This is a genomic window from Parasynechococcus sp., from assembly GCF_042954325.1.
Taxonomy (GTDB): Bacteria; Cyanobacteriota; Cyanobacteriia; order PCC-6307; family Cyanobiaceae; genus Parasynechococcus.
Window position 1 is genome coordinate 26,334 of record NZ_JBGKDS010000092.1, and the last position, 11,406, is coordinate 37,739.

General features: G+C 60.7%; 12 protein-coding genes. 7 read left to right on the top strand and 5 right to left on the bottom strand.

Going from position 1 to position 11,406, the window contains the following annotated elements:
- The first annotated feature begins 6 nt into the window (after positions 1-6).
- Both ACGVKB_RS11330 and ACGVKB_RS11335 read left to right on the top strand, forming a co-directional pair.
- The gene (locus ACGVKB_RS11330; protein ID WP_392351836.1) at positions 7-1,194 is read left to right on the top strand and encodes a M16 family metallopeptidase; all 1,188 of its coding nucleotides are present in this window, start codon (positions 7-9) and stop codon (positions 1,192-1,194) included.
- Positions 1,188-2,426, top strand: coding sequence for a M16 family metallopeptidase (locus ACGVKB_RS11335; RefSeq protein WP_392351837.1), 1,239 nt, complete (start codon positions 1,188-1,190; stop codon positions 2,424-2,426). The genes ACGVKB_RS11330 and ACGVKB_RS11335 overlap by 7 nt, the downstream gene beginning before the upstream one ends.
- Here the strand turns inward: ACGVKB_RS11335 and ACGVKB_RS11340 are convergent.
- Positions 2,423-2,647 (bottom strand): DUF3148 domain-containing protein, encoded by a 225-nt coding sequence (locus ACGVKB_RS11340; protein WP_392351838.1) that lies wholly within the window; start codon positions 2,645-2,647, stop codon positions 2,423-2,425. The two genes, ACGVKB_RS11335 and ACGVKB_RS11340, sit on opposite strands and share 4 nt — an antisense overlap.
- 56 nt (positions 2,648-2,703) lie before the next feature.
- Here ACGVKB_RS11340 and ACGVKB_RS11345 point away from each other — a divergent pair, with 56 nt between their 5' ends.
- Genes ACGVKB_RS11345 through ACGVKB_RS11355 form a run of 3 tightly spaced genes read left to right on the top strand, consistent with a single transcriptional unit; the run spans position 2,704 to position 5,366 of the window.
- Positions 2,704-3,270 (top strand): biotin transporter BioY, encoded by a 567-nt coding sequence (locus ACGVKB_RS11345; protein WP_392351839.1) that lies wholly within the window; start codon positions 2,704-2,706, stop codon positions 3,268-3,270.
- Positions 3,267-3,758: a signal peptidase II gene (gene lspA, locus ACGVKB_RS11350; RefSeq protein ID WP_392351840.1), complete on the top strand. Its 492-nt coding sequence runs from the start codon at positions 3,267-3,269 to the stop codon at positions 3,756-3,758. The genes ACGVKB_RS11345 and lspA overlap by 4 nt, the downstream gene beginning before the upstream one ends.
- Before the next feature lie 9 nt (positions 3,759-3,767).
- The gene (locus ACGVKB_RS11355; protein ID WP_392351841.1) at positions 3,768-5,366 is read left to right on the top strand and encodes a YcjF family protein; all 1,599 of its coding nucleotides are present in this window, start codon (positions 3,768-3,770) and stop codon (positions 5,364-5,366) included.
- 84 nt (positions 5,367-5,450) lie between these two features.
- On the opposite strand, the gene ACGVKB_RS11360 is transcribed toward ACGVKB_RS11355, so the two are convergent.
- Positions 5,451-6,821 (bottom strand): pyridoxal phosphate-dependent decarboxylase family protein, encoded by a 1,371-nt coding sequence (locus ACGVKB_RS11360; RefSeq protein WP_392351842.1) that lies wholly within the window; start codon positions 6,819-6,821, stop codon positions 5,451-5,453.
- Positions 6,822-6,967: 146 nt separating this feature from the next.
- On the opposite strand from ACGVKB_RS11360, the gene ACGVKB_RS11365 reads away from it, so the two are divergent.
- Positions 6,968-7,411, top strand: coding sequence for a nucleoside deaminase (locus ACGVKB_RS11365; RefSeq protein WP_392351850.1), 444 nt, complete (start codon positions 6,968-6,970; stop codon positions 7,409-7,411).
- Here ACGVKB_RS11365 and ACGVKB_RS11370 read toward each other — a convergent pair.
- Positions 7,383-8,567, bottom strand: a complete 1,185-nt coding sequence (locus ACGVKB_RS11370) for a pyridoxal-phosphate-dependent aminotransferase family protein (RefSeq protein WP_392351843.1) — start codon at positions 8,565-8,567, stop codon at positions 7,383-7,385. The two genes, ACGVKB_RS11365 and ACGVKB_RS11370, sit on opposite strands and share 29 nt — an antisense overlap.
- 97 nt (positions 8,568-8,664) lie before the next feature.
- Positions 8,665-9,192 carry an allophycocyanin subunit beta gene (locus tag ACGVKB_RS11375; protein ID WP_392351844.1) on the bottom strand — a complete coding sequence of 176 codons (528 nt, stop codon included), beginning with the start codon at positions 9,190-9,192 and terminating at the stop codon, positions 8,665-8,667.
- Positions 9,193-9,432: 240 nt separating this feature from the next.
- Here ACGVKB_RS11375 and glnA point away from each other — a divergent pair, with 240 nt between their 5' ends.
- Positions 9,433-10,854: a type I glutamate--ammonia ligase gene (gene glnA / locus ACGVKB_RS11380; protein WP_392351845.1), complete on the top strand. Its 1,422-nt coding sequence runs from the start codon at positions 9,433-9,435 to the stop codon at positions 10,852-10,854.
- A gap of 123 nt (positions 10,855-10,977) precedes the next feature.
- Here the strand turns inward: glnA and ACGVKB_RS11385 are convergent.
- Positions 10,978-11,406: hypothetical protein (locus ACGVKB_RS11385; protein WP_392351846.1), on the bottom strand; the 429-nt coding region annotated here is incomplete at its 5' end.

The window sequence follows — 11,406 nt, forward strand, 5'->3', positions numbered from 1 at the left end:
GCGTCCATGCCCGATGCCTCGCTCACCTGCATCGATCTCTGGTGCCGGGCCGGCAGCAGTGGTGAACAGGCGAATGAGCATGGGATGGCTCATTTTCTCGAGCACATGGTGTTCAAAGGCAGTAGCAGCCTGGCGCCTGGCGCCTTCGATCGCGAAATCGAAGCCCTGGGGGGAAGCAGCAATGCCGCCACAGGCTTTGACGATGTCCATTTCCATGTGCTGATCCCCTCGGCGCAGGCACCACGCGCTCTTGAGCTGCTGCTCGAACTCGTTCTATGTCCAGCCCTGAATGAGGAGGCGTTCCAGACGGAACGCGAGGTGGTGCTGGAAGAAATTGCCCAATACGCCGATCAGCCTGACGAGCAAGTGCTCCAACAACTGCTGGCGCAGGGATGCCCTGGCCACGACTACGGCCGTCCGATCCTCGGAACACCGGAGAGCTTGCTGGCCATGACGCCGGCACAGATGCAACGGTTTCACCAACGCCTGTATCGGGGCTCAAACCTCTGTCTAGCCATCGCTGGACCAGACCAAGCGATCGGACGGGACACGATTGCGTCATCCCGACTCGCCGATCGACCCCAGCTCCTCGCAGAGCCAAGCCCTGTCGATCTGCGGGTGCATCCCGGACGCCATGAACTCACCGTCGACCGCCTCGAAGCCGCACGACTGATGATGCTGTGGCCCGTCCCTCCAGCGGCGGATCAGGACTGGGTGATGGGGGCCGACCTGCTGACAACCCTGCTGAGTGAGGGCCGACGCTCCCGGCTCGTGGCCCGGCTGCGTGAAACGCTCCAGCTCGCTGAAAGCGTGGAAATGGATCTCACCTGTCTGGAACGGGGGAGTCTTGTGACACTGGAGATCTGCTGCCAGGACGACGATCTCGACGCTGTCGAAAGGGAAGTGCACCGTGAACTGCAGCGCCTGGCCACGACAGCACCCGACGAGGCTGAACGCCATCGCGCCATGCAGCTGGTGGGCAATGGTCTCCGCTTTGCGATGGAATCCACGGGCCAGGTCACGGCGCTGGCCGCCAGTCAGGCGCTTTGGAACCGGCATCAGACTCTGTTGCATCCGCTGAGATTGATGGACGCCTGGAGCTGCGAACGCCTGAGAGAGGCCGCCGCCGACCGACTCCGACCTGAGCAGGCCCTCACCCTGATCGCACACCCCGGAGTCGGCGATCCGTGCTGAACACGCAACTTCTGCTGGAGTCGGTTCAGACCCCTGGTGTGCTGAGCGCCAAACTGCTGATTCCCCAGGGCAGTGGGCACGATCAGATCGGCGTCCGCGGCGCCCATCAGTTGCTTGCGTCCCTGCTCACCAGGGGGTGTGGTCCCTATGACCACAACGCCATCGCTGATCTGGTCGAAGGCTGTGGAGCTGGACTCCGCAGCGATGCCCATGAGGACGGCTTGCTGATCAGCCTGCGGTGCTGCAGTGACGATGCACCAAAGCTGATTCCAATTCTGGATTGGATGGTCAACGACCCTCACCTCCGTGATGATCAGCTTCAACTGGAACGATCCCTCAGTCTCCAGACCCTCCAGCGGCAACAGGAAGACCCGTTTCAGCTGGCCTTCGACAGCTGGAGACATCTGGCCTATGGAGACGGGGGATATGGCCACGATGCCCTGGGCCTCAGCGATGAATTGAAGACGCTGGACTTACCTGTCCTGCAACCGATTCACAGGCAACTTCAGCAGAGCAGGAGTGTGCTGGCGATTGCGGGGCAATGGCCTGCCGCATTGGAACAACAGCTCACTGACATCGTCCGGCCCGTCGACACTCTCGATTCAAAAGCGGCTCAGGGGCAATTCGCGGCTGCACGAGACGTTCCGGACCAAACCATCCATCTCGATGCCATCGAGACCGAACAGGTGGTGATGATGCTCGGACAGCCCAGCCTTCCCCACAGTCACCCCGATGCCCTTGGCCTGCGCCTGTTGCAGTGCCACCTCGGCTTCGGCATGTCCAGCCTGCTGTTCCGACGTCTGCGCGAAGACCATGGCGTCGCCTACGACGTCGGCATTCACCACCCGAATCGTCTTGGGGCGGCTCCATTTGTGCTGCACGCGTCCAGTGGCACCGACAAAGCGACACTCGCCCTTGCCTTGCTGCGCGAGATCTGGACAGGCCTGCGTGAGGAGCCTTTGAGCGACAACGACCTTGAGCTAGCCCGCGCCAAATTTGTTGGACAACTGGCCCACAGCCGCCAGACCTGTTCCCAACGGGCCGAACGCAGAGCTCAATTGAGCCGCTTTGGACTCCCGGACAGCCACGACCAGGATTGTCTCGAGCGGATTCAAGCGATCGATGCCGGCGAGCTGCGTCGGATCGCACAGGATCTGCTCACGGCCCCGAAGCTGAGTCTCTGTGGGCCGCAACCACTCCTCAACAAACTGGCTGCCGCTTGGAACGGTTAGTCCCGTGGCTGATCTTGCGACTCCAGCACCGACGCCGCCAGTAGAAACGTCCCACGGCGAAAGCGCACGGCAAGGGTGTCCGCGGGATGCAGGGCCACAACCTCGCCCTGTTCACCCGTGCTGATCAGGTCGGGGGGACGCAGCATCGGCATCGGGTCCGCCGTTTTCAAATACGACGGTGCTTCGGTGAGCCTCACCTTGTCGCCAATCGAAAAAGCCATGTGCTCTAGGCAGGGCTTGCATTCTCGAGCAGGATGGGCCGAGTTGTTGTACACCGTTGCGGGCCCTAGCCATCTGGAGCGGTGCACTCGTGGGGCTGCTGACCATCCTGATCGGCAGCTTGATTCCAGCAGCCATGCTCGTGCCGGCCCCCATGCGCGTGATTGACCTACCGGCCAGTTGGCAGGTCCCTGCTCTCCTGCTCTGCGCCATGGTCAGTGGGCCAAGGGCAGGAGTGATTGCTTCGGTGGCCTACCTGACCCTCGGCCTGGGTGATTTGCCGGTGTTTCAGGGCGGAGGTGGTTTCGCCTACGTCCTGGACCCGGGCTTCGGTTACCTGGCCGGCTTCGTCCCCGCGGCCTGGCTGACCGGACGGTTGTCGCAGCAGGACGGGATGGGTGATGTGATCAAACTGAGCGCAACGGCCATCGCTGGCCTGGTGGTGCTGCAGGCCTGCGGCATTCTCAATCTTCTGGTCGGCACCGTTCTCAACCGATGGGACGCCTCCCTGCCGGAACTCTTGATCCAATATTCACTGGGTCCGCTTCCCGGTCAGCTCCTGCTTTGCATCACTGCTGCGGTGCTGGCCGTTGTGCTGCGACGTCTCCTGATCGTTGAGCCATGAGCACCAGATCACAAGCGCGAACCATCCAGCGCGGACGCCAGTTCGCCCTAGCTGCAGGAGTGGTGATCATTGACCAGATCAGTAAGGCCGTGATGGCTGACCTGCTCAGTGATGGACGGACATTGACTGCGATCCCGGGGGTGCTGGACCTTCACCTCGTTCACAACACCGGAGCGGCCTTCAGCCTCTTGAGTGGCTCGACACCGTGGCTCGGCCTGCTGAGCCTTCTGGTGGGCCTTGGTCTGAGCCGCTGGATCGGCCGTCAACCCCAGCAGCCGCTCTGGCAGGGATTGGCCGTCGCCTTTCTGCTCGGCGGAACCCTTGGCAACGGTCTGGACCGATGGCGACTGGGGTATGTGGTGGATTTTTTGGCCCTGGTCCCGATCAATTTTCCGGTCTTCAATCCAGCTGACATTGCGATCAACCTGGCCGTGGCCTGCTTCGCCATCGATTTGTTGCGTCAGCAACGCCACCCCAGCCATGGCTGATCCGTGCTGATGGGCTCTCGCTCCCGACTGCTGGTCCTTTTGGGCGGATCCCTTGTGGTGCTGATCGTGCTCGGTGGAGTGCTGCAGGCCATCCGCACCCTGTTGTGGGATCTCAGCTACTTCCTGCCCGGATGGTTGCTGGCACCGGTCCTGCTGCTGGGTCTCGGACTGGTGATCGCCGTCGGTGTGCAGGTGGGATGGCCCACCTGGAAGCGCCTACAGCAACGACGCGAGCTGAAACGGCGGCACAGCAGCGCATCTCTGGAGGCTCCACGCGATCGACGGGATGCGGCTCACATGAGCCTGACCAACATCGACCGCCTGTTGGAACGGCTGGATGACGACATCAGCCGTTCCAAACTGCAGCAGGACAAGGAACGCTTTGAGGCTGAACTCAAGCGCGGTGACCTTGTGATCGTGGTGTTCGGCACCGGCTCCAGTGGCAAGACATCGCTTATCCGCGCGCTGCTGAATGAGGTGGTCGGCGACGTTGGAGCCGCCATGGGGTCAACGCGCACCAACAACACCTATCGCCTGCGCCTCAAGGGATTGGACCGTGGGATTCAGCTGGTGGATACACCCGGGATTCTGGAAGCCGATCACGACGGCCACGCCCGTGAAGACCTGGCACGGCGACAGGCGGCTCGGGCCGATCTGATGGTGGTGGTGGTGGATGGAGACCTCAGGGCCTCGGAGGCCGCCGTGATGGAGACCCTGCTTCAGCTGGGCAAGCGAATGCTCCTTGTGCTCAACAAAGGCGATCTGCGAGGGGTGGATGAACGCCAGAGGCTGTTGGAGATCCTCCGACAACGCTGCGGGGGTCAGATCGCTGCTGCCGACGTCATTCCCTGCAGCGCCTCTCCTCAAACCATCCCGCGCCCCGGTCGGACACCTCTGCAACCGCGACCGGATCTCCAGTCACTGGTCCAGCGTCTGGCGGCCGTGCTCCACGCTGACGGAGAGGAATTGATCGCCGACAACATCCTGTTGCAGTGCCGACAACTCGATGATCGGGGACGGGCGTTGCTTAGCCAGCAACGCATTCGCGAAGCCAAACGCTGCGTCGACAGGTACACCTGGATCGGTGCAGGCGTTGTTGCCGCGACACCGCTCCCCGGAGTGGACCTGCTGGGAACAGCTGCCGTCAACGCCCAGATGGTGGTGGAGATTGCCTCAATTCATGGCATCGAGCTCGGCAAGGATCAAGCCAAAACACTGGCGGTTTCAGTCGGTCGAACACTGGCCACCCTCGGGGCGATCAAAGGGGCCATGGCCGTCATTAGCGCCGGACTTCATTTGAGTCTGCCGACGCTTCTGGCAGGACGAGCCCTGCAGGGAATCACCGCTGGTTGGTTGACCCGGGTGGCTGGCGCCAGCTTCATCCGCTATTTCCAGCAGGATCAGAGCTGGGGGGATGGCGGCATCCAAGCCGTCGTGCAAGAACAGTTCGAATTGAATCGACGGGAGGCCTCGCTCAGGCGATTTCTGGAGATGGCCGTACGTCAGGTTGTGGAGCCGTTGCGACGGGATCGGTCCCGTCAGCTGCCTCCACGCCCAACGCCTCGGGAGGCGGGGGCAGCATCGGACCACGGGCATCCAGAACTGTGATCAACACGAGATAGAGAACAGCGATCAGGACGGAAATGGCACCGGTGATGATCGCAACCCAACGTGGACGCTCAGGGCTGTTGGTCATGGCTCAAAACGGTTGATGCAGGCTGCGAGTTGATCGATGTGAGCCTCAGTGGTGTGGGGATTGCCCAGAACGGCTTTGAGGTGATGGCAACCGGCATAGAGCGGTCGGGACAGCATGAAGCCCTCACGCATCAAGGTCTGACGCAGGATCAGGGTCCAATGGGAGACATCACTGCTGATCCCCGGGGAGGGGCGGAAGGCCACAAGATGCAGCCCACCCGGTTGGCAGATGACACGGTCCTGGTCAAGGCGTTGTCTGAACAGGGCCGCACGCTCCAACGCCGATGTGAGTGTCGTGGTGATTCCCGACAATCCCAGCTGGCGGAGGCCCAGCCAGAGTTTGAGGACTTCAGCTGGACGCGTGCCCTGCAAGCCGACCTCGCCACCGTGGTAACCCGCTGACGCCTCATCCATGTAGGGAAGGCCGGTTGAGAACGTGGTGTGCAGTTGGTTGGCCTCTCGCACCAGCAGCAACGACGACGCCTTGGTGATACCGAGCAGTTTCTGCGGATTAATCGTGATCGAATCCGCCTGTCCCAGACCGGGAACCAGATGGGCGGTCTGCGGCGACAGGGCGAAGACACCGCCAATGGCGGCATCGACATGCAGCCAGGTGTTGAAGCGTCGACAGAGGGAGACGAGGGCGGGAATCGGATCGATTGCACCACGCACCGTCGTGCCCGCCGTCGCCACCAGACAAAGGCATCTGCGGCCCTGCTGCTGCAGCTGCTGAAGCTGCTGTTCGGCTTGATGCGGGCAAAGCCCCCCGCTGGCATCCACGGGAATCTGAATCAAGGCCGACGCATCCAGGCCCATCACGCGGATGGCCTTGGTCAAGGAGACATGGGCATCCTCACTGCACAGCACAACCCCGTCGCGACCACGGGCACGATCACGGGCCACCACCAGGGCCATCAGATTGCTCAAGGTGCCACCGCTGGTGAGGGCACCACCGGCCGCTGCCGGAAGATCGAGCTGATCACAAAACCAGCGCACGAGCTGCTGCTCCAGCAGCGTCAGCGAGGGGGAGAGCTCTTCGGCGAGAAGGTTGTTGTTGAGCCCAGCGGCGATGAGATCAGCGGCAATCGATGCCGTCAGCGGAGGGGGATCCAAATGGGCCAGAGACCCTGGATGGGACGGCTGGAAAGCCCCGTCCATCAAGGACTGCAGATCGGCCAGCAGGGCATCGACTGCGGTGGCCTCAGGTCCAGGTGCAGCCTCTGGCTGGGCCCACACCGTCGGCAGCGGTTGGCCGGACGCGGCATCACCGATCCAATCGCAGAGCAAGTTCGCCGTGCGATGCAAAAACGCCTTCAGATCCGGATCGGCCGCATGGGGAGACGCGAAGGGAACCAGGTCAGACAGCAAACGGTCAGCGGTCGAATCAGGCTGCAGCAGTGTTGATGCAAGTGCACCAATCCTGACGTCTCGTGGGAAGGAGCTCAAAGCGAGATGATCACGGTGCGTTGGACGCGCTGAAGCTGACTGAAGACATCAGCCAATGGTCGGGATGGATGAAGCGATTGCTTCAGAGGGCCGCGCTGCTGGGAGCGCAGGGTGAAGTGCCGGTTTCAGCCGTCATTCTTGACGAAGCCGGGCGCTGCATCGGTCACGGCCGCAACACCCGGGAACGGGATCGTGACCCCATGGGACATGCGGAATTGGTGGCGCTGCGACAGGCCTCGAAGCTGCGGGGGGACTGGCGCTTCAATGGGTGCACCTTGATCGTCACCCTGGAACCCTGCACGATGTGTGCGGCAGCACTGGTGCAGGCACGCATGGGGCGTGTTGTCTTTGCAGCTCGAGACCCCAAACGGGGAGGCCTGGGAGGAACCATTGACCTGTCGGACCATCCCTCCGCCCATCACCGCATGACCGTGGTCGCTGGCGTGATGGAAGAGGAGGCTCGCGTCCAGCTGGAGACGTGGTTCAGGCAGCGACGGCGACGGAACCGCTGAATCGGGGCAGTTCGGTTTCGAACAGATTCAGCAGGCGATCGACATTCTCAGGGGTTGAGTTGTAACCCATAAGGCCGATTCGCCAGATCTTGCCGGCCAGGGTTCCAAGGCCACCGCCGACCTCGATGCCGTGGGCATTGAGCAGGTGCTGGGAGAACGCCTTGCCATCAACACCTTCAGGAATACGAACGGTGGTGAGCGTCGGGAGACGCTGCCCCTCGGGCACATGCATTTCCAGACCAAGAGACTCGAGGCCAGTCCAGAGGCGTTCAGCATTGCTGCGGTGGCGGGCCCAAGACCCTTCCAAGCCTTCTTCAGCCAGCAGACGCAGGGCCTCGCGCATGCCGAAGTTCATGTTGACCGGAGCCGTGTGGTGGTAGACGCGGTCACTGCCCCAGTACTGGTTCAGCAACGAGACATCGAGGTACCAATTGGGGACCTTTCCGGGGCGGGCCGTCATTTTGGCCTCAGCCCGTGGGCCCATCGTGAAGGGTCCAAGGCCAGGAGGGCAGCTCAATCCCTTCTGGCTGCAGCTGTAGGCCAGATCAACTTTCCATTCGTCAATGAAAAGGGGAACACCGCCGAGGGAGGTCACCGTGTCGAGCAGCAACAGGCAGTCGTGCTTTCTGCAGAGATCACCAACCCCATCCATCGGCTGGCAGACACCGGTGGATGTCTCGGCGTGCACCATCGCCAGGATGGTGGGTTTGTGCTCGATTAACGCCGCTTCGAGTTCATCCAGGGAAAACCACTCGCCCCAGGGCTTTTCGATGGTTTTCACCTCAGCCCGGTATCGACTGGCCATATCAACCAGGCGCAGACCGAAATAACCCTTGACGGCCACCAGGACGGTGTCACCCGGCTCAACCGTGTTGGCCAACGTGGCCTCCATGGCCGCACTTCCGGTGCCGCTCATCGGCAGGGTCAGACGGTTATCGGTCTGCCAGGCATAACGGAGAAGTTCCTGGACTTCCCCCATCAACTCCACATAGAGCGGATCGAGGTGCCCGATCGGAGTTCTGGCCAGGGCCTGAAGAACGGTCGGGTGAGCATTCGAGGGTCCCGGACCAAGCAAAAGCCTGTCCGGTGTCGAAATGGCAGAAAACTCCTTGCGATGACGCGCGTCCACTGCAGGAAGAGAGTTCGTCGTCGCCAAAGCTGGATCGATCAGAGCTGAGTGAAGAGCCTACGTACCCGTCTTTCACCCTTGGCGAATTTGACGACGGATTGCAATGCGATGAAGGGGTTAGCCGTCAGCGCTGGCTGATGTTGGACTCGCCGAGACCAGCGGCGAGGTGGTCAAAGGGCTGGCGGACAGCGGCAAGAAGAGCAGACGGAATGCTGTCGTCGCCTTGCAGGCGCTCGATCACCACCTCACCCAGCAAAACAATGCTGCGAACGGTCGGGCCGGTGGGGACGCCAAGACTCTTGTAGGTGTCATCGAGGCCGTTCAAGACCCGCTCGTTGAGGATGGTGCTATCGCCGGCCACCAGGGCATAACTGGCGTACCGAAGGAAATAATCCATGTCGCGCAGACAAGCCGCCAGGCGACGGGTGGTGTAGGCGTTACCACCGGGAAGCAAGAGCTCAGGGTCGCCAGCGAACAGACGCTGACTGGCCTCGCGAACAATTTCCGTGGCTTCTCGGTTGATCAGCTCAACCGCCTTGATCCGAACCTCGGATTCGCTCAGGTAGGCCTCAATGCTGTCGACGGCATTGCGATCGAAATAGCGACCCAACTGGTCGTAGCGACCGATCAGACCGGTGATGGCGTCGCGCATGCGTGGCCAGACAGAATCTTGCTGGAAACTAACACCGTTGAACCAGTGAGAACTCTCTCCATGGCAGGGTTCCCGCCAAGTTGACAGAAACGGTTACGCAATCAGCGCTCGAAGGCGGACAAAAGCTGTGCTGGACAGGAAACACCAAAAAACAGTGGTGCGGTTGGTGCCCGCTGATACAAAATGGCTCACGAGGGCTTCTTACGGTCCACACCACAACCCGCGGCGCGCTGCCTCTAAATGGCTACAACTCCCCAGGATGTCCTGAACCTCGTCAAGAACGATGGGGTCGAGATGATCGACCTGAAATTTGCCGACCTTCACGGCAAATGGCAGCACCTGACGGTCTGCCCTGATCTTCTGGAAGAGGAGTCCTTCACCGAAGGATTGGCCTTCGACGGCTCCTCCATCCGTGGCTGGAAGTCGATCAATGCTTCCGACATGGCGATGGTGCCGGACCCCAGCACCGCCTGGATCGATCCTTATTACAAGCACAAAACACTCAGCCTGATCTGCTCGATCCAGGAGCCCCGTAGCGGCCAGCCCTACGACCGCTGCCCCCGGGCCTTGGCCCAGCGTGCTCTCGATTACCTGAACACAACAGGCTTAGCCGACAAAGCATTCTTTGGTCCGGAGCCGGAATTCTTCCTGTTCGACGACGTCCGCTACAACTCGGCAGAAGGTGGCTCCTTCTACAGCGTCGACACGATTGAAGCGGGCTGGAACACCGGACGCATCGAAGAAGGCGGCAACCTCGCTTACAAGATTCAGACCAAAGAGGGTTATTTCCCGGTTGCCCCCAACGACACCGCTCAGGACATCCGTACCGAGATGCTTCTGGACATGGCTCGGCTGGGAATCCCCACTGAGAAGCACCACCACGAAGTGGCTGGAGCTGGTCAGCACGAACTCGGCATGAAGTTCGCCGAGCTGATCGCAGCCGCGGACAACGTGATGACGTACAAGTACGTGGTCCGCAACGTGGCCAAGAAGTACGGCAAAACCGCCACCTTCATGCCCAAGCCTGTCTTCAATGACAACGGCAGCGGCATGCACGTTCACCAGAGCCTCTGGAACGCAGGCCAACCTCTGTTCTTCGGGGAAGGAACCTACGCCAACCTGTCCCAGACGGCGCGTTGGTACATCGGCGGCATCCTGAAGCATGCTCCGGCCTTCCTGGCTTTCACCAACCCCACCACCAACAGCTACAAGCGTCTGGTGCCGGGCTTTGAAGCCCCTGTGAATCTGGTCTATTCCGAAGGCAACCGTTCCGCCGCCGTGCGGATTCCGCTGACGGGACCCAACCCCAAGGCCAAGCGCCTGGAGTTCCGTTCCGGCGATGCCCTCGCCAATCCTTACCTCGCCTTCAGCGCCATGCTGATGGCCGGACTCGATGGCATCAAGAACCAGATCGACCCAGGCGAAGGGGAAGATCGTGATCTCTTCGAGCTCGCAGCCGAAGAACTCAGCAAGATCGACACCGTTCCTGTGTCACTGAACGGCGCCCTGGAAGCCCTCGATGCAGACCGCGCCTTCCTCACCGAAGGTGGCGTGTTCACCGATGACTTCATCGATAACTGGATTGACCTCAAGTACGAGGAAGTGCAGCAACTGCGCCAGCGCCCTCACCCCCACGAGTTCACCATGTATTACGACGCCTGATCCAAAGGACCGGCTCCACTGAGGAACAGAAGGCCCCGCCATGGGGCCTTTTTTGTTGCCATCGCACGACTCAGTTCCCATACAACCCCCATCGCCATCAATCCATAGAAAGCTCAAAGCCAACTACCCCGCAAAAAGAGTAAGCACGACGCTTGGAATGAGGACAACAATCGACAACACGAAGCCAAGAACGATAGAAACACCCACAGAAATCTCCTCAACATTTTGCTTCGCTGCCATATAGCGAAGATAAGGAAACATGTTGGCGTATGAGAACCCTATCAACAGCCCAATCGGACTGTTATTGAGGTCAAATGCAAGATTGAATGCGGTCGTCGCCAGAGCAAGAATTCCAACAAAATAGAAGTATGACCATTCTTTGATTTGTACGCAGACAACCCACGGGAAGAAAAAAGCGACCCAAGAGAACCCTGCAGGACCGGACAGTCGGAAGAGAGGGCCAAAAATATTAATGGATTTTCCCGATGAATTCTGGAGATCGGGGTAATACCCCCATTTTTTCTGAAGGCTGTAACCATTTTCAATCAGCGA

Coding starts and splice junctions, on each gene's coding strand:
- ACGVKB_RS11365 (WP_392351850.1), top strand. CDS start 6,968: ATGAAGCGATTGCTTCAGAGGGCCGCGCTGCTGGGAGCGCAGGGTGAA.
- lspA (WP_392351840.1), top strand. CDS start 3,267: ATGAGCACCAGATCACAAGCGCGAACCATCCAGCGCGGACGCCAGTTC.
- ACGVKB_RS11355 (WP_392351841.1), top strand. CDS start 3,768: ATGGGCTCTCGCTCCCGACTGCTGGTCCTTTTGGGCGGATCCCTTGTG.
- glnA (WP_392351845.1), top strand. CDS start 9,433: ATGGCTACAACTCCCCAGGATGTCCTGAACCTCGTCAAGAACGATGGG.
- ACGVKB_RS11375 (WP_392351844.1), bottom strand. CDS start 9,192: ATGCGCGACGCCATCACCGGTCTGATCGGTCGCTACGACCAGTTGGGT.
- ACGVKB_RS11330 (WP_392351836.1), top strand. CDS start 7: ATGCCCGATGCCTCGCTCACCTGCATCGATCTCTGGTGCCGGGCCGGC.
- ACGVKB_RS11340 (WP_392351838.1), bottom strand. CDS start 2,647: ATGGCTTTTTCGATTGGCGACAAGGTGAGGCTCACCGAAGCACCGTCG.